The following is a 16,733-nucleotide window of genomic DNA, read 5'->3' as shown; positions in this document are numbered from 1 at the left end:
GCGATCAGGAGAACAGGCCGATCAGTCCTCGCCGACCATGGCGTCCGCGACCTCGACCTTGTGGGCCGGGACCGGCTTGGCGGGCGTATTGGCGACCGGCAGCAACTTGGCCGGAGCCTTTTCGGCCTCCTTGACCACCTCCGGCGCCGCCGGCTTGGCCTCGGCGGCCGCGCTCGCATCCGGCGCTTTCACGACGGCGGCGCGCAGGTCGGGGCTGACGTCCACCGCCGGGGGCGGGGTAGCCGTGAAGCTGGCGTAGTAGACGCGGTCCTGCGCCTTGGGCGCGGCGACGCTGCGCCCGAACTTGTAGAACACGTGCATTCCCACCTCAGCGGTGCGGATCAGGCGCGGCCCCCAATTCGGGGCGACATTGGTCGTGTGGAAATGGGTCGCTTCGCCGACCGAGGCCATCACGAAGCCCCCCAACGCCCGCGTGGCCACGCGCTGCGCGCGGTTCCAGGCGGCGGACTCGCGACGCGCCCGCATCGACCCGTCGCAGGCGAAGCTGAACTGGCAGCCGACTCGCTTGCCCGCGCCCTGGAAGACCACGCCGCAGACGCTTTTGGGGAACGCCGGGTGGCGCACGCGGTTCAGCACCACCTGGGCCACGGCGGCCTGGCCCGAGGGCGTTTCGCCACGAGCCTCGAAATAGACCGCCTGGGTCAGGCACTCGAGCTCTCGCGAGCTCTCCAGCGCCCCGACCAGGCGGAACGGCGCGGCTGCGGCCAGTCCAACGGCGGGCAGGCGCACCGCATCGCCGCCCCGGGGCGCGCCTTCGAGGCGCGACGCCAGCAGGGCGCTCTGGCGGTCCCGTTCGGCCGAGCCGGCGACGGTGAAGGGGTCATGGCGGCGCGCAATGCGCGCGACGCCGGGATCATAGGCCGCCTGGCGCGTCAGCACCTCTTCGGCGAAGCCGCCCTCGGCAGCGTCGGCGATCCGCGCGGCGCGCGCGTGGTCAGAGGCCGCACGGGCCATCCCGCCGGCCATATAGGCTGCGCCAAGGGCCAGGCCGATGCCTGAACCGATCAATGCGGCGCATGTGGGCGCACGCCAATCGGCGCGAACCTTGGATGCGAATTTCAAGAAGCTCGTGTCCCGTGTGGCGAGGGCGACAGCGCCCCCCGACATCGTCGCCGCGGGGCGCCCCTGCTCATGCTGGCGGCGTCGCGGCTGAGAGCCTGTCATGTACACGCAGAGTGACAGGCTACGGCGAAGTTGAGCTGGTTTATGCCGATCACCGAGGAGATTCGCAAGGCGATATTGCGTCGCAGCATGGAATTTTTTCAGGTTTCGTTAACCGCCGACGACCGCCGGGGAACCTTGGCCGCGCCCCGTCGTTCCCACCGCAACGCTTGAATTGCGGGGAGAAAATGATGCGCAAGACCTTCAGCCTGATCGCCGTCGCCGGCCTGCTCGTCACGCTTGCGGCCTGCGGCCACAACGCCGAACAGCGCGCCGCCACCGGCGCGGTGGCGGGCGCGGTCGTGGGCGGTCCGGTGGGCGCTGCGGCCGGCGCCGCGGCCGGCACGGTCGTCAGCAAGGCGGCCGACAAGTAAGAGACAGGGTCCCCGCGGGGACCGCATCGCGCGCACCCAGGGCATAGTCCAATTGGACGATGCGCGCGGCCCAGCGCTCCGCCAGGCTCACGTTCGACGAACAGGAGTCTAGCGGAGCCGCCATGGTTCATGCCACCTTCGCCCTTGCCTTGCTGGTCGCGGTCATCGTGATCGCCACGGGCGCGCCTCATTTCTGATGCGAAGCTGACGCCGATGCGCACACACGCCATCTTGCTGACCCTCGCGGCCGGGCTGATCATGCCCGCGAGCGCGCTCGCGGCCGCACCGCAATGGCGGGTCCAGCAGGCATGCGCCCTGCAGCGCTATCTGCGCGCCACGCCCGCCTTCCCCCAAGCCAATTGGGGTCAGAGCGCCAATGTCTCCCTGGGCGGCCAGGGTCGTGCCGTAAATCGCGCCGAAGACGTCGCCGCCCGCGCCCAGTTCGATCACGCCATGCGCTCGGGGCGCGCCTTCGCCGACCGCGCCGCCGAGCAGCTCGCCGTGCGCGAACGCATCAGCCAGGAAGAGGCCTTCCGCAGGATCGGCGCCGACCCGGGTCCCTGGCCCGAAGTGACCGCCGCCAAGTGTCAGGCGCTTGAACGCCGGGCCCTGTCGGCCCAGCGCTAGCCGCCGATCGGATTGCGTGGATCGAGGCCCAGGCCCTGCGCCTGCCTCGCCTTCAGCAGCCGCAACCAGCCGTGGAACGCCTCGCAATCCAGGCCGTGCATCATCAACCGGTGCCCGGCCGTCAGGGTCGAGAGCGGCACCATCGGGTGGCCGTTCTTGACGAACGACATGTGGTAATCGGTCCCGAGTATCTTGCCGATATAGATCGCAATGGTTTCGTCCAGCTGCAGCGACTGGGCCGCCCGTACGAAGTCCGCCCGCGGCAGCATCAGGGCATAGAGCGGCGTATAGGCCTCGATCGCCGTCTGCACGTCGGCGAAGTTCAACCGCCCGTCCGGCAGCGGCGCCAGCTCGAACGGGGCGTCCGAGATCATCGAGAAGTCCGGCCGCTCGACCGGCGCGAGGTCGCGCCCCTGCGCCCTCAGGCTGGCGTTGAGCTGGATGATGAAGTTGAAGATGTTGAGATCGTGCTGGAGGAAGACGTTGTCCTCCAGGTCCTTCAGCGTCCGCGGCCGCAGCGGCATGGTCTCCACCTCGACGGGCCCGGCGTTCGCCTTGATGAAGGCCAGCAACTCCGTTCCGACATGAAAGTGACGCAAGATCAGCATGTTGGCGTCCGGACTTGCGAAATTGCGCAGGCCCCAGTGGATCAGCCGGTGCAGCGCGCCGTTCAGGTTCGGATGGTGCGGTGAGATTCCGCGCAGGATCTTCACCAGGATGAAGAAGGCGAACACCGCCGGCCGTACGATCGGGAACAGCCAGCGCCGCGACCACGAGCGGTTGCCGCGCAGCAGCGCCGTCTTGGCCTCCGGCGCGATCGGCAGCCCCTGGTCCAGATAGAGCGCCAGCCAGGGGTCCGGGTCGCGTGGATCGTACCGCGAAAGATCGAAGTCGGCCGTGCTCACCCCGCCATCTCCTCGAGCTGCAGCGCGTAGAGCCGGGCGGTCACCCGCGCGGTCTTGACGATGCGGGCCGCGACCGCCTCGTCGGGCAGCACCATGCCCAGCATCTGCTCGAACTCCTTGATGTGCTCGGCGTCGTTCTCGCCGTGATAGAGCAGGAAGCGCACCGCGTGGTCGGGCAGGTCCAGCCGCTGGCGGACGAGGGCGCCCCACTCCGCCGCCTTGATCGAGCCCAGCCCCTCGATGATCCACATCGCGCCCAGCAGTCCGAAGGGATTGGGCTTGGACGCCTCATGGAACATCCAGGCCGACAGCGCCTCGGATCCGATGTTCTTCTCCGCCCCCTGGATATCGGCCAGCGCCCCGCCCGAGGCGGTGAAGTCGGCCTCCAGCAGGCGGAAGTCGCGATGCTCGGTCACCGCATGCCGCATCAGCAGCGAGCGCAGCTCCAGGTGATCCTCGTCGATATTCGAGGCGGCCCGCGACATCCACAGCGCCCCGTCCTTCACCTGCTGGCGCAGGCCGATCAGGAAGGCGTGGTAATCGGCCAGGGTGAAACGCCCGCGGGTCAGCCTCCGGATCAGCGGCGTCTGCTCCAGCCGCCCTTCGAACTCGGTGAACACCACCGTCAGCTGGCGCAGCACATCGGGCACCGCGCTCATCCGACCGCCTCCAGCATCATGAACCCCACGAACGCCCGGCCGCTTTCCGGCACGACGCACAGCACCCTATCGCCAGGTTTCAGCCCCCCGGATTCCAGGAACGCGTCGAGCATCACCCAGATCGAGGCCGCCCCGACATTGCCCACGGTCGGCAGGTTCGAGAACCACTTTTCCTCGGGGATCATCCCCGCCGTCGCCTCCAGCAGCGAGACGATCTCGTCGCGCAGCGAACGCGCCGAATAGTGGCACAGCAGGTGATCGACCCGGTCGGGGACGATCCGCCCCTCGTCCACCTTACGCAGATAGACCCCGACCCAGGCGCGGATCACGCGCTTCAACAGCTCGAAATCCTGCAGCAGCGCCACCGCCCCGGCCGCATGAGCCGCCGCCGGCCCCTCGAAGGCCCAGGTGGCGAGCGGATCGGTCCGCCCCTCGACCGAGGCGCCGGCCCACATGCAGGGATCGAAGCGGTCGGCCAGCGAGACCAGATCGATGAACTCGACCTTCAGCGACAGGCCGCCCGGCCTCGGCGCCGGCTCCATCACCACCGCGCCCGCGCCGTCAGACAACGTGAAGCGCAGATAGTCCGCCTCGGCGCGCAGCCGTCCCTTGGCGTCGACCAGCGCAGTGCCTTCATAGAAGGCTGGCCGGAACCAGCGGGAGGAGAACTCGCTCGCGCCGGCTACGGCCACATCATGCTCGCGCGCCCGCACCGACAGCCAGGCCGCCTTGGCCGCCATCAGCGAGGATCCGCAGACCGACTGGAAGCTGGCGATCTCCATCGGCCGGCCGCCCAGTTCGCCATGCACATTGGCCGCATGGCCGGGCACCAGATAATCGCCCTGAGTCGTCGCCGCCGCGAGGAAGCCGAGATCCTCGACGCCCAGCCCGGCGTTCTCCAGCGCCGCCCGCACCGCCAGGGCGCACATGCCGGCGTTGGAATGGGTGGCCCGCCCCTGCTGATCCAACGCATAGTGGCGTGTCTCCACGCCGTTCCAGCGCAGCGCCCGGCGACCGAGCAGGCTGCCACGTCCGGCGATCCGTCCCAGATGGTCCTCCATCCGCGCCGACGGCACCGGCGCGCCGGGCAGGAACGCGCCCGTTCCGGTGATGAAGACCTCGCGCAAATCACTCATGGCCGCACGATGACCATTGCGACCGGCCGCGTCGAGCGCGCGACGCCGGATATCCGATAGCCGCGCCTTCCCCCTCGCCCCATAGTGGCGCTTCACCGATGGGAGGCGCCTCGTGGCTTTGGGCCTGATCCTGCTTGTGCCGCTGGTCGCCGGCGGCCTGGCTCTCTGGCGCGTGCTGCTGCGCCGCGCCGTCGCCGCCCGCATGGCCATCCGCACGCCGGGCGGGATCGACGAGGCCGGCTTCGTCGCCGTCGGCGGCGTCGACCAGTGGGTGTCGATCCGCGGGGAGGATCGCGCCAACCCCGTGCTGGTTCTGCTGCACGGCGGGCCGGGAACCGCCTTCCTGCCGCTCGGCTACGAGGCCTTTCGTCCTTGGGAGGCGCGCTTCACGCTCGTCCAGTGGGACCAGCCCGGCGCGGGCCGCACCTTCGGCGCCAACCGCCGCGCAGGCCACGGCGACCTGACCCTGGACCGTATCGCGCGCGACGGGATCGAGGTGGTCGAGGGCGCCCTGCGCCGCCTGGGCCGCGAGCGCGCCATCCTGCTCGGCGTCTCCTGGGGTTCGGTCCTCGGCGTCGAGATGGCTCGGCGCCGCCCCGACCTCTTCGAGGCCTATGTCGGCGCCGGTCAGGTCGTGGACATGCACGCCAATGAGCGCGTCGGCTATCAGGCCCTTGCCGAGCGGCTCGAAGCCCGCGGCGAACACAAGGCCCTCGCCCGCCTGCGCACGATCGGCGCCCCGCCCTATTCTGATATCCGGACCCTTCTAGCCGAGCGGAAGATCCTGATGGCCCACCCTCCCGCTAGCGAGCGCGGCCTGGTTGGAGCGGTGTTGAAACGACTGCTGCTGGCGCCGGGCTACGGCCTGCGCGACATCCGCAACTGGTTGGCCGCCGGACAATCCAGCGCGACGGCCATGCTGGCCGATCTGATGGCCTACAGCGACGACGGCCCTTGCCCGGCGATCCCGGTTCCCGTGCTGATCGTCCAGGGCGACGAGGACATCCAGACCCCGACCTCCCTGGCCGCGGCCTATTTCGAGAAGCTCCAGGCGCCGGCCAAGCGCTGGGCGACCTTGCCGGGGGGCGGCCACAACGCGGTGTTCATGACGCCCGCACCCTTCCTTGCCGCGCTCGAAGCCGGGCTGCCGGCGCTCGGCGTGCGGCGTCAGGCGTAGCGGAAGGTCACCATCGCAATCATCGCCAGCGACAACAGCACCGCCGCAAGCCGCTGGCCGCGCGCGAAGGCCGCGCCCGCTCCAGGATCCGCAGGCGCTCGCCGCGCCGCCCTCCAGGCCATGCCGTGCTGCAAGCCCGCCGCCGCCAGGGCGCAGAGGGCGCCGATGCTCAGCACCCACTCGCCGCCGGACGGCGGCCCGCGATGGGCCACGCCCCAGAGGCCGATCCCGGCAAGGATGGTCACTGCTGCCGCCCCGGCCTGAGGCCTGGCGAACTGCAACAGGCCTGCCCCCGCCGCGCCCATCCGCGCAAGGGTCAGGGTGGTACCGGCCCAGAACAGGGCCGAAAGCGCATGGACGATCAGGAGAATGACGAGAAGCGCGGTCATGGGGCTTACTCCGCTGGACCGATCATGTATTTTATACAGACTGTACGACCAAATTAGGAAGTCAAGTGAGCCCGCGCCCCTACGATGGCGGAAAACGCCGCGCCGACGCCGAACGAACCCGCGAGCGCATCCTGGACGCGGCGTCGGACATTCTGGCGGAGGGCGGAGGCCCCGGCTTCTCGCTCGAAGCGGTGGCCCGGCGCGCCGGGGTGGCGCGGATGACCGTCTACTACCAGTTCGGCTCGCGCGGCGGCCTGCTGGAAGCCGCCTTCGACCGCCGCGCGGCCCGCTCGCGGATCTCCGCCGAGGCGCCCGCGGCGTTCGGCGCGGACGACCCGCGCGAAGGCGTGCGCCACGTCGTCTCGATCTTCTGCGACTTCTGGGGAGCGGACGCCGCCGGCATGCGCGGCTTGAACGTGGCGGGTGACCTCGACCCCGAGATGGCCGAGAGCCTGCGGGCCCGAAACGAGCGTCGCCGCATCGGCCTGCGCCGGCTGGTCGAGCGGATGGCCGCCCGCCGCCCGGCCGAACTGACCGACGCGCTCTTCATGCTGACCGGCGCGGCGACCTACGCCGCCCTGGCGCCCGGCCGGACCCCGGCCGAGGTCGAAACCCTGATCCAGGACCTGGCCGCAGGAGCGCTTGACCGGCTGGCATGACCCTCCCGCCAGCCTACTGACAGGATCTGACACTCCGCGCCGCTAGCATCGGGGCATGATCGATCCTACCTTGGCGTCCATGCCCCGCTCCGCTGATCCCGGTCCCGGCGTCGCCGACATGTCGGCGTCGTTCGACTATGACGAAACCGCCATGCCGATGCTGTGGAAGCCGCACCGGCCTGCCCGTCCGGAGAAATCCGAAGGCGGCAAGCGGTTCAAGCTGGTCAGCGACTTCCAACCGGCCGGCGACCAGCCGACCGCCATCGCCGACCTCGTCGCCGGTCTGGAGGGGCGCGAGAACGACCAGGTGCTGCTGGGCGTCACCGGCTCGGGCAAGACCTTCACCATGGCCAAGGTGATCGAGGAAACCCAGCGCCCCGCCTTGATCCTGGCGCCCAACAAGACCCTCGCCGCCCAGCTCTATTCCGAGTTCAAGGCCTTCTTCCCCGAGAACGCGGTCGAGTTCTTCGTCTCGTACTACGACTACTACCAGCCCGAGGCCTATGTGCCGCGGACCGACACCTACATCGAGAAGGACAGCTCGATTAACGAGCAGATCGACCGGATGCGCCACTCGGCCACGCGTGCGATCCTGGAGCGCGACGACGTCATCGTCGTCGCCTCGGTCAGCTGCATCTACGGTATCGGCTCGGTCGAGACCTATACCGCCATGACCTTCACCATCGAGCCCGGCCAGCGGCTCGACGAGAAGCAGCTCATGGCCGACCTCGTGGCCCTGCAATACAAGCGCAACGATCAGGCCTTCGAGCGCGGTTCCTTCCGCCGCCGCGGCGACACCATCGAGGTCTTTCCCGCCCACTACGAGGACCGCGCCTGGCGCATCTCGCTGTTCGGCGACGAGGTCGAGTCGATCGCCGAGTTCGATCCCCTGACCGGCAAGAAGACCGCCGATCTGCCGGGTATCAAGATCTACGCCAACAGCCACCACGTCACCCCGCGCCCGACCCTGAACCAGGCGGTCATCCAGATCCGCGAGGAGCTGAAGGAGCGGCTCGACTGGCTGGTGGCGAACGGCAAGCTGCTGGAGGCCCAGCGGTTGGAGCAGCGCACGACCTTCGACCTGGAGATGATCCAGGCCACCGGCTCCTGCGCGGGCATCGAAAACTACAGCCGCTTTCTGTCCGGCCGCCGGCCGGGCGAGCCGCCGCCGACCTTCTTCGAGTACATCCCCGAGAACGCGCTGCTGTTCATCGACGAGAGCCACCAGGCCGTGCCGCAGATCGGCGCCATGTACCGCGGCGACTACCGCCGCAAATTCACCCTGGCCGAATACGGCTTCCGCCTGCCCTCCTGCCTCGACAACCGCCCGCTGAAGTTCGAGGAATGGGACGCCATGCGGCCGCAGACGATCAACGTCTCGGCCACGCCCGCGGCCTGGGAGCTGGAGCGCTCGGGCGGCGTCTTCGCCGAGCAGGTGATCCGCCCGACCGGCCTGATCGACCCGCCGGTCGAGGTGCGCCCGGTCTCGAAGGACAACCATAGCCAGGTCGACGACGTCATAGCCGAGGCGCGCGACACCATCGCCCGCGGCTACCGCACCCTGATCACCGTCCTCACCAAGAAGATGGCCGAGGACCTGACCGAGTACATGCACGAGCAGGGCCTGCGCGTGCGCTACATGCACTCCGACATCGACACCATGGAGCGTATCGAGATCATCCGCGACCTGCGGCTCGGCGCCTTCGACGTGCTGATCGGGATCAACCTGCTGCGCGAGGGCCTCGACATTCCCGAGGTCGGGCTGGTCGCCATCCTCGACGCCGACAAGGAAGGCTTCCTGCGCTCGGAGACTTCGCTGATCCAGACGATCGGCCGGGCGGCCCGGAACGTCGATGGCAAGGTCATCCTCTACGCCGACCACATCACCGGCTCGATGGAACGGGCCATGGCCGAGACCCAGCGCCGCCGCGAGAAGCAGGAGAAGTACAATCTCGAGCACGGCATCACGCCCGAGAGCGTGAAGAGCCAGATCAAGGAGATCCTCGCCTCCCCCTACGAGAAGGACCGCGTGCTGGTCCCGGCGGGCGTGGCCGAAGACGCGGGCAAGCCGTTCCTCGGCGACAACTTCAAGACCACCCTGCGCGACCTCGAAGCCAAGATGCGTCAGGCCGCCGCCGACCTGGAGTTCGAGACCGCCGCGCGCCTGCGCGACGAGATCAAGCGGCTCAAGCTGCTGGACCTGGAATTCGCCAACGACGCCCTCACCGCCGAAGGCGAGACCGCCGACCGCTCGGTGGTCAAGAAGGTGCGCGCCGAAGCCCGCGCAGAGGCCCAGGAGCGGTTCCGGAAGGGCAAGCGATAGAGGTCGCTCGCCTGGCGGGCGAGCCGCATCCCCCTGGAATCCCTCGTGAAAACAACCGCGCGTAGCGGGGCTGCTCGGCTACGTGTCACCTGAACTCCACACCGCCGCCGCGCAATATCGTTAAGCGCTGCAGTCCAGGAACCACAGCCGCGCTTTCGGCGTAGACTCCTCGAATGGGGGAGCGCAGTCGAGGCGGTCCACAGGGGGCCGCGGGCATGACGCTCCCTTGGGGATAGTCCTATGACTCCTCCGCTGTCCGTCGTGGCCGACAACTCGGCCGAAAAGGCCAAATCGGCCACCGACCTCTCCGAACGCATCCGTCGCCTGCAGGCCGAGGCCAAGTCCCTGGCCCGCGAACACGTCCACGCCCTGGAACGCGCCCTCATCGAGGTCGAGCGGCTCTCGGCCGAGATCGCCGACGGCGGCGAGGCGTATCCGGCCGGGGTGCGCGAACTGGCCCGCCGCATGGCAGAGGACTGCGAGGCCAAGGTTCAGACCCTGGAGGCGATTTCCGCTCGCGCCTGACGCGTGCGGCGGCTCCCCTGTGGCGCGAGTCCTGCAGCCAAGCTGCCGGACTGTTCCGAAACGGGAGCCTTGAGATGGGGATGCGTAACACAGCGGCCCTCAGCGTAGTGGCCGATATTCAAACTGCGGCGCCGAGCGTGGCCGACCGCATCAAGCGGCTGCAGGCCCAGGCCCGAAATCTGGCTCGCGAGCACATCAAGGCCCTGGAGACCGCGCTCGCCGACGTCGAACGCCTGTCGGCCGAGATCGCCGAAGGCGGCGAGGCCTATCCGGTCGGCGTACGCGAAATCGCCCGCCGCCTGGCCGGCGAATGCGAAGCCAGCAGCAACACCATCAAGGCCATCGCCGGCCGGGGTTGATCCCTCTGGCGTCATCCCGGTTTCGTCGAAGGCGAAGACCGGGATGACATCGGAGGCGTGTGCTTAGCCCAGCAAACCCCGGAACTCGTGGCTGCGCCGCAGCCAGGCGGCCGCATAGCCGCAGATCGGGGTGATCTTCAGGCCACGGTCGCGGGCGTCCGCCGCCAGCGCCGCCATCAGCCGCCCCGACGCGCCCGTCCCGCGCAGGGCCGGCGGCGCCTCGACGTGATCGATGTAGAGCCGCTCGCCGACGAGCCGGTAGTCGGCCCACGACGTCATGCCCTGCTCGTCCATCTCGTAGCGGCTGTCAGCCGTGTTGTTGCGGAGCATATTGCTCATATCTTCACCTTCGCCTTGCGAACGGCCCGGAGCCCGCGTGTTCTACACCTACATAATGGCGAGCGAACGCAACGGCACGTTGTACGCCGGCTCGACGGACGATCTGCCCAAGCGGGTGCACAACCACAAACACGGCGCCGGCTCGGCATTCACGGCCAAGTACAATGTCATCCGCCTGATCTGGTTCGAGAGCCACGAGACGCGCGACGCGGCCTTCCGGCGCGAACGCCAGATCAAGGAATGGCGCGGGGCCTGGAAGCTCCGACTGATCGAAGAGAATAATCCTGACTGGCGCGATCTCAGCGACAATCTGAACGACTTGCTGGGCTTCTAGGCAGCGCGCCGCCCCCTCCCCGGTCATCCCGGCGAAGGCCGGGACCCAGATTCATCCGCCGCGCCGGCAGATCCTGGCTTCAAAGCACAACCCTACGATCTGGGTGCCGGCCTTCGCCGGGATGATCGGATTTAGGGGTGAGCCCTAAACCAGTTCCACCGCCATGGCCGTCGCCTCGCCGCCGCCGATGCAGAGGCTGGCCAGGCCGCGCTTGCCGCCGCGGGCTTCCAGGGCGGCGATCAGGGTGGCCAGGATGCGCGCGCCGCTGGCGCCGATCGGGTGGCCGAGGGCGCAGGCGCCGCCGTTGACGTTCAGCTTGGCGCGGTCGATGGAAAGCTCGCGCTCGGCGATCATCGCCACCACCGCGAAAGCCTCGTTGACCTCGAACAGGTCGACGTCGTCCACGCTCCAGCCGGCCTTCTTCAGCGCCTTCTGCATGGCCGGGACCGGGGCGGTAGTGAAGAGGCCCGGCTCGTGGGCGTGGCCGGCATGGCTGACCACCCGGGCCACGACCTTCAGGCCGAGCTTCTCGGCCACCGAGGCGCGCGTCATCACCAGCGCCGCCGCGCCGTCCGAGATCGACGAGGCGTTGGCCGCGGTGATCGCCCCGTCCTTGCCGAAGGCCGGCTTCAGGGTCGGGATCTTGGCCGGGTCGGCCTTCAGCGGCTGCTCGTCCTGGGAAACGGTCTCGACGCCCTTGCGGGTCGTGACCTGCACCGGGATGATCTCGCGAGCGAAGGCGCCGCTTTCGGTCGCCGCCTTGGCGCGGGCCAGGGACGAGATCGCAAATTCGTCCATCGCCTCGCGGGTGAACTGGTAGGCGCGGGCGGTCTCGTCGGCGAACGAGCCCATCAGCCGACCGGGCTCATAGGCGTCCTCCAGCCCGTCCAGGTACATGTGGTCGAACGCGGTGTCGTGGCCGATGCGGGCCCCGCCCCTGTGCTTGGAGAGCAGGTAGGGCGCGCCGGTCATGCTCTCCATGCCGCCGGCGACGATGATGTCGGCGCTGCCGGCGGCGAGCGCGTCGTGCGCCATGATCGCGGCCTGCATGCCCGATCCGCACATCTTGTTGACCGTGGTCGCCTCGACAGACCTGGGCAGGCCCGCGCCCAGGGCGGCTTGGCGCGCCGGCGCCTGGCCGAGGCCGGCGGGCAGCACGCAGCCCATGAAGATCTGCTCGACCGCCTCAGGCGCGAGCCCAGCCCGCTCGACCGCCGCCCGCACGGCGGCGGCGCCGAGCTCGGTGGCCTTCACGGCGGAAAGGGCGCCCTGGAAGCCCCCCATCGGGGTGCGGGCGTAGGCGGCGATGACGACGGGATCTGCGGCTTGGGTCATGCCGCCGATATAAGTCTCCGGCCTGTCGAAAGGAATGCTCCCGCCGCGTCAGGCGAACGCCCGCTCCGTCCCGTCGATAAACCCGCCGCCCAGCACGCGGTCCGGCTGCTCGGGCGCGTAGAGGACGCAGGCCTGACCCGGCGCCACGCCTTCCTCGGCCACGTCGAGTTCAACCGCCGCCTGGCCGCCCCGCAGGGCCAGCCGGCCCGGCACAGGTTCGCGGGTCGAGCGCACGCGCGCCAGCACCGGCCGCCCGACGGCGTCGGTCATCGCCTCGCCCTCGCCCAGCCAGTTGGTTTCCTTGAGCGTCAGCGCGCGGGTCAGCAGCGCTTCACGCGGCCCGACCACGACCTGGCGCTTGTCGGCGTCGATCCTGACCACGAACAGCGGATCGCCCACGGCGATGTTCAGCCCGCGGCGCTGGCCGATGGTGTATCGGGTCACGCCCTCGTGGCGGCCCAGCACCCTGCCGTCCATGTGCACGACCTCGCCGGGCTCGGCGCCCTGCGGGCGCAGGCGGTCGATGATGGTGGTGTAGCGGCCTTCCGGCACGAAGCAGATGTCCTGGCTGTCGGGCTTGTCGGCCGCGGCCAGACCCAGCTCGGCGGCCACCCGACGCACCTCTGGCTTGGGCAGGCCGCCCAGCGGGAAGCGCAGGAAGTCGAGCTGGTCGCGCGTGGTGGCGAACAGGAAGTAGCTCTGGTCGCGCGCCGGATCGAAGGCGCGCAACAGCTGCGGCCCGTCCGGGGTCTCGGCGCGTTGCACATAGTGCCCCGTCGCCATGGCCTCGGCGCCCAGGTCGCGGGCCACGTCCAGCAGGTCGCGAAACTTGACGGTCTGGTTGCAGCGGATGCACGGCACCGGCGTCTCGCCACGCAGGTACGCGTCGGCGAAGTCCTCGATGACCTGCTGCTTGAAGCGGCTTTCGTAGTCCAGCACGTAGTGCGGGATGCCGATCATGTCGGCGGCCGTGCGCGCGTCGTGAATGTCCTGGCCCGCGCAGCAGGCGCCCTTCTTCTGGATCGCCGCCCCGTGGTCATAGAGCTGCAGGGTCACGCCGACCACGTCATAGCCGGCGCGCGCCAGCAGGGCGGCGGTGACGGTGGAATCCACCCCGCCGGACATGGCCGCGATTACGCGGGCCCCGGGCTTCAGGCCCACGGCCGCGCGGGCGGCTTCGACCGCCGTATCTGCGAAAGGCGCGTTCATGCCGCGCTATTTAGCGGTTGAGGCCCCGGTTTGCGAGGCCGCCCGCTTACTTCAGCGCGTTCAGCAGCGAAGAGTCGCGCAGGGTGATGAACACCTGGGTCGAGGCCTGCAGGGCGATAGTGGCCTTTTCCAGCTCTACAGAGGCGGTCGGCATGTCGGCGTCGACGATGTCGCCGATCATGCCCTTCAGGCTGTTCTGCCGCGAAACCAGGTCTTCCTTCACGTTGTCGACGCGGGCCTGCACCATGCCGTTGCGGGCCGTGACGTCGACGATGTCGGAGGACACCGTGTCCCAGACCGCCAGCTGGCTTTCCAGGAAGCTGCGCTGCGCGTCGCTCAGATTGCCGGTGAACGGGCCGCTGCCGCTTTCCTCGAACGCCTGCATGGCCTTGAACGCCGCCATCAGCGGGGTGCCGATCTTGTCGGCCAGCAGGCCGGTCTTCACGGTCGTCGCCTCGTCCACCTTGTGCTCGGTGATGAAGTCGTCGTTCTGGAAGAAGTCCGAGATCGCCGGCGTCAGCGGGTCGGTCAGGTCCGTCAGGCTGTCGGCGGTCACCGGCTGAGTGTCGATCTTGCCGCCGGCGAACAGGTACTTGCCCCCGTAGCGCGAATTCATGGCCGAAACCGAGTTGCGGAACTGCGCCTCGATCTCCTGCATCAGGGTGTCCGTCCGGCCGGTGGCGATGGCCTCTTCGATCGCCTGCTTGGCGCCGGCGGCCGCGTCCTTCAGCTGGGTGAGAGCGAAGTCCTGGGTGGTCAGCTTGTCGGCGATCAGCTTGTTCTGGTCGAGATAGCCGCCCAGCTTCGATTCCACCGAACGCATGGCGGTCAGCATCTCGGCGTTGCGCGCATATTCCTTCAGGTTCGACCCGTTCTTCTGGGTCGCGACCTTGTTGCCGGCGTCCATCTGCTTCTGCTGGGCCAGCATGATGTTCGACAGGACCAGATTGTAATTGCCGTTGGTCGTGACGCGGTACATGGCTTTCTGCTCCGCTAGATCATGTTGGTCAGGACGTCGAACAGTTCGCGCGCAGCCTGGATCATGCGCGCCGAAGCGTTGAAGGCCTGTTGATAAGTGGTCAGGCGGACGAGTTCCTCGTCCACGTTCACGCCCTCGACCGCCTGGCGGCGGGCGTTGGCTTCCTTGCTCACCGCCTCGGCCGCATCCTTGCGGGTCTCGGCCTCCTGGGCCTGACGGCCGATCGAGCCGCCGAACTCGGCCGCGTAGCGGGTCAGGGTCATGGTCACGGGACCAAGCTCGCCGGCCGCCGCGAAGCTGGTCGTGACGTCGCCCGCCGCCGCCAGCAGCCGCGCGCCACGCCCGTCGCCCGCAGTCACCGCCGGCTTGCCGGCCGCGACACTGAGATCAAGCGTAGCCAAGCCCAGCCGCATCGGGTCCTGGGCGATCGCCGGGTCGACGCTGAGCCGGCCGGCGCGGCCGGCGCGCTCTATGGCGCCCAGACCGAACATCTGGCTCATCGACGGCCCGCCCGCCCCGCGCGAAGTCTGGTCTTCGACCACCGACAGGGTGGCGTTCTGCGGCGCCGAACCCTTGAACGAGAGGCCGCCTTTGCCGTCCAGGGTGAACTGGCCGTGCAGCCCCACGCCCGTCGCCGGGTCGTTCAGCGCGGTCACCAGGTCGTTCATGGTTGCGCCGGGCGGCACCGTGACCGTCACGTCGCGGATCGGTTTGCCGTCGCCCTGGGCCAGCCGGAAGCTGATGGTGTCGCCGGGCGTGAAGCCGTGCGGGTCCGTGCCCTTCAGTCCGGTCTCGTAGCTGATCATGCCGCTCGAGCGGATCATGTCGTTGAGGCCGAAGAAGTGCGAGAAGGCGCGCCCGGCCTTCATCGAGGTGCCTTCGTCGATGGCGATGCGGTTGTCGCCGGTCCCGGCGATGCTGAGCTTGCCGCCCGTGAAGCTCGCCGTCGCGGTCCCACCCAGGCCGGTGTTCAACGTGGCGAGGAAGTTGGCGGGCGTGAAAGCGCCGCCGGGCGACATCGTGCCGGCGTCGAAGTCGATATCGACCTTGGTCTGGACAATCCCGTCCTTGTTCAGGATCGCCACCGTGGTCTTGCCGGTGAAGCCGGCGACGGCGGTGGGCAGGTCCAGGCCGGTGTCGCGGCCGTTCAGCACCTTCGGCGGCGGGGACGAGACGGACTTGTTGTGCGCGGCGTTGATCTGTTCGACCCCGCGCGAGATGAACTCGCCCAGTTGCTCGACCATGCCCGGGAGGCGCGTGTCGCGCAGGTCCATCAGGCCGCGGATCTCGCCGCCGCTGATCTGGATAGGTTGCGGGAAGCCGACGCCGTTCTCCGGTTCGACGGCGATGTAGCCCTTGGTCGCGTCGGTGCGATTGTAGCTCAGGGTCGCTGCGCGGCCCTCGCCCGCCAGCAGCAGGCCCTCGGCGGAGCGGATCGTCACCCCGCCGTTGGCCTTGGCGCTCACCTGCACGTTCATCAGGGTCGACAGTTCGTCCACCAACTGAGCCTGGATGTTCTCCGAACCCGAAGCGTCGCCGCTGGTCAGCTTGGCGCGGCTGATGTCGGCGTTCATCTGGTTGATCTGGCCGAGCAGGTCGTTGATGCGGTTCACGTCCGCCGACAGCTTGGCGTCGACCGTCTCGCCCAGCTGAGCGAACTGGGTGTTGATGCGGCCGGTCTCGGCCAGGAAGTCCTCGACGTTCGAGATCGCCTGGCTGCGCAGCAGGCCCGAGGAAGGATCGTCGGCCGCGGCGCCGAAGGCCGTGAAAATGTCGTCCAGACGCGAGAAGTAGAAATTCTCGTTCGACGGGTTGCCGAACAGGCTCTGGGCGTTGTCGAGATACTGCGACACCGCCCCCCAGCGGCTGGCGTCCGAGGTGGCGGTCAGCGAGGCCGCCTGCAGGTACTGGTCGGTGACCCGCGAGACCCCCAGGATCTCGACGCCCATGCCCTTGCCGCCGACCACCAACGGGGCCTGGTCGACCTGTTTGCGCACGTATCCGGGCGTATTGACGTTGGCGATGTTGTCCGAGGTGACGCGCAGGTTCATCTGCGACGCATTCAGCCCCGACGCCGCGGTCTTCAGCATGGCCGTCAGTGACACTGTTTACCCTCCGCCCGGCAAACCCTGACGCGCGACCCGGCGAATTCTGCCGGGATGATGGTGAACGCCCGCGCAAGGGCTTGAAAAAAGTTCAGTCTTTTCAAAGAAATCCGATCT

Annotated in this window: 18 protein-coding genes; 8 read left to right on the top strand and 10 right to left on the bottom strand. The window is 68.9% G+C overall.

What is annotated here, in order from left to right:
* Positions 1-21: 21 nt before the first annotated feature.
* Positions 22-1,029, bottom strand: coding sequence for a cell wall hydrolase (locus tag ACE3T2_RS02050; protein WP_374654180.1), 1,008 nt, complete (start codon positions 1,027-1,029; stop codon positions 22-24).
* Positions 1,030-1,373: 344 nt separating this feature from the next.
* Between ACE3T2_RS02050 and ACE3T2_RS02045 the strand changes: the two genes are divergently transcribed.
* Both ACE3T2_RS02045 and ACE3T2_RS02040 read left to right on the top strand, forming a co-directional pair.
* On the top strand, positions 1,374-1,556 hold the full coding sequence (locus ACE3T2_RS02045; RefSeq protein ID WP_374654178.1) for a hypothetical protein: 183 nt from the start codon (positions 1,374-1,376) through the stop codon (positions 1,554-1,556).
* A gap of 213 nt (positions 1,557-1,769) precedes the next feature.
* Positions 1,770-2,183, top strand: a complete 414-nt coding sequence (locus ACE3T2_RS02040) for a hypothetical protein (RefSeq protein ID WP_374654176.1) — start codon at positions 1,770-1,772, stop codon at positions 2,181-2,183.
* Here ACE3T2_RS02040 and ACE3T2_RS02035 read toward each other — a convergent pair.
* Genes ACE3T2_RS02035 through ACE3T2_RS02025 form a run of 3 tightly spaced genes read right to left on the bottom strand, consistent with a single transcriptional unit; the run spans position 2,180 to position 4,883 of the window.
* Positions 2,180-3,088, bottom strand: coding sequence for a hypothetical protein (locus ACE3T2_RS02035; RefSeq protein WP_374654174.1), 909 nt, complete (start codon positions 3,086-3,088; stop codon positions 2,180-2,182). The two genes, ACE3T2_RS02040 and ACE3T2_RS02035, sit on opposite strands and share 4 nt — an antisense overlap.
* Positions 3,085-3,807 carry an iron-containing redox enzyme family protein gene (locus ACE3T2_RS02030; protein ID WP_374654172.1) on the bottom strand — a complete coding sequence of 241 codons (723 nt, stop codon included), beginning with the start codon at positions 3,805-3,807 and terminating at the stop codon, positions 3,085-3,087. The genes ACE3T2_RS02035 and ACE3T2_RS02030 overlap by 4 nt, the downstream gene beginning before the upstream one ends.
* Entirely contained in the window at positions 3,744-4,883 is a 1,140-nt protein-coding gene (locus ACE3T2_RS02025) for a beta-ketoacyl-ACP synthase III (RefSeq protein ID WP_374654170.1), read from the bottom strand. Before ACE3T2_RS02025 ends, ACE3T2_RS02030 begins: the two co-directional genes overlap by 64 nt.
* A 112-nt stretch (positions 4,884-4,995) precedes the next feature.
* Between ACE3T2_RS02025 and ACE3T2_RS02020 the strand changes: the two genes are divergently transcribed.
* Positions 4,996-6,060, top strand: a complete 1,065-nt coding sequence (locus tag ACE3T2_RS02020; protein ID WP_374654168.1) for an alpha/beta fold hydrolase — start codon at positions 4,996-4,998, stop codon at positions 6,058-6,060.
* On the opposite strand, the gene ACE3T2_RS02015 is transcribed toward ACE3T2_RS02020, so the two are convergent.
* Positions 6,051-6,449, bottom strand: a complete 399-nt coding sequence (locus ACE3T2_RS02015; protein WP_374654166.1) for a hypothetical protein — start codon at positions 6,447-6,449, stop codon at positions 6,051-6,053. The genes ACE3T2_RS02020 and ACE3T2_RS02015 overlap by 10 nt on opposite strands.
* A 65-nt stretch (positions 6,450-6,514) precedes the next feature.
* Here ACE3T2_RS02015 and ACE3T2_RS02010 point away from each other — a divergent pair, with 65 nt between their 5' ends.
* The 4 genes from ACE3T2_RS02010 to ACE3T2_RS01995 all read left to right on the top strand — a co-directional run bounded on the left by ACE3T2_RS02010 (position 6,515) and on the right by ACE3T2_RS01995 (position 10,315).
* Positions 6,515-7,108: a TetR/AcrR family transcriptional regulator gene (locus tag ACE3T2_RS02010; protein ID WP_374654164.1), complete on the top strand. Its 594-nt coding sequence runs from the start codon at positions 6,515-6,517 to the stop codon at positions 7,106-7,108.
* 79 nt (positions 7,109-7,187) lie between these two features.
* Positions 7,188-9,431 carry an excinuclease ABC subunit UvrB gene (gene uvrB / locus ACE3T2_RS02005; RefSeq protein WP_374654162.1) on the top strand — a complete coding sequence of 748 codons (2,244 nt, stop codon included), beginning with the start codon at positions 7,188-7,190 and terminating at the stop codon, positions 9,429-9,431.
* Between the two features lie 240 nt (positions 9,432-9,671).
* Positions 9,672-9,956: a hypothetical protein gene (locus ACE3T2_RS02000; RefSeq protein ID WP_374654160.1), complete on the top strand. Its 285-nt coding sequence runs from the start codon at positions 9,672-9,674 to the stop codon at positions 9,954-9,956.
* A gap of 80 nt (positions 9,957-10,036) precedes the next feature.
* Positions 10,037-10,315 (top strand): hypothetical protein, encoded by a 279-nt coding sequence (locus ACE3T2_RS01995; protein WP_374654158.1) that lies wholly within the window; start codon positions 10,037-10,039, stop codon positions 10,313-10,315.
* A 63-nt stretch (positions 10,316-10,378) separates the two neighbouring features.
* Here the strand turns inward: ACE3T2_RS01995 and ACE3T2_RS01990 are convergent, their stop codons facing one another.
* A complete protein-coding gene (locus ACE3T2_RS01990) occupies positions 10,379-10,654 on the bottom strand; it encodes a GNAT family N-acetyltransferase (protein WP_374654156.1) in 276 nt (91 codons plus the stop codon).
* Positions 10,655-10,691: 37 nt separating this feature from the next.
* Here ACE3T2_RS01990 and ACE3T2_RS01985 point away from each other — a divergent pair, with 37 nt between their 5' ends.
* Complete coding sequence (locus ACE3T2_RS01985; RefSeq protein ID WP_374654154.1) at positions 10,692-10,988, top strand: GIY-YIG nuclease family protein; 297 nt, start codon at positions 10,692-10,694, stop codon at positions 10,986-10,988.
* A gap of 144 nt (positions 10,989-11,132) precedes the next feature.
* On the opposite strand, the gene ACE3T2_RS01980 is transcribed toward ACE3T2_RS01985, so the two are convergent.
* From ACE3T2_RS01980 to flgK, 4 genes are read right to left on the bottom strand one after another with little or no spacing between them, the layout of a single operon-like run.
* The gene (locus ACE3T2_RS01980) at positions 11,133-12,323 is read right to left on the bottom strand and encodes an acetyl-CoA C-acyltransferase (RefSeq protein ID WP_374654152.1); all 1,191 of its coding nucleotides are present in this window, start codon (positions 12,321-12,323) and stop codon (positions 11,133-11,135) included.
* A gap of 48 nt (positions 12,324-12,371) precedes the next feature.
* Complete coding sequence (mnmA, locus tag ACE3T2_RS01975; RefSeq protein WP_374654150.1) at positions 12,372-13,532, bottom strand: tRNA 2-thiouridine(34) synthase MnmA; 1,161 nt, start codon at positions 13,530-13,532, stop codon at positions 12,372-12,374.
* Positions 13,533-13,578: 46 nt separating this feature from the next.
* On the bottom strand, positions 13,579-14,511 hold the full coding sequence (locus ACE3T2_RS01970; RefSeq protein ID WP_374654148.1) for a flagellin: 933 nt from the start codon (positions 14,509-14,511) through the stop codon (positions 13,579-13,581).
* Positions 14,512-14,525: 14 nt separating this feature from the next.
* On the bottom strand, positions 14,526-16,616 hold the full coding sequence (flgK, locus tag ACE3T2_RS01965; RefSeq protein ID WP_374654146.1) for a flagellar hook-associated protein FlgK: 2,091 nt from the start codon (positions 16,614-16,616) through the stop codon (positions 14,526-14,528).
* Between the last annotated feature and the right edge of the window lie 117 nt (positions 16,617-16,733).

Origin of the sequence: Phenylobacterium sp., assembly GCF_041919955.1 — a bacterium.
GTDB lineage: Bacteria > Pseudomonadota > Alphaproteobacteria > Caulobacterales > Caulobacteraceae > Phenylobacterium.
This window is presented reverse-complemented; position numbering and strand designations above follow the sequence as displayed.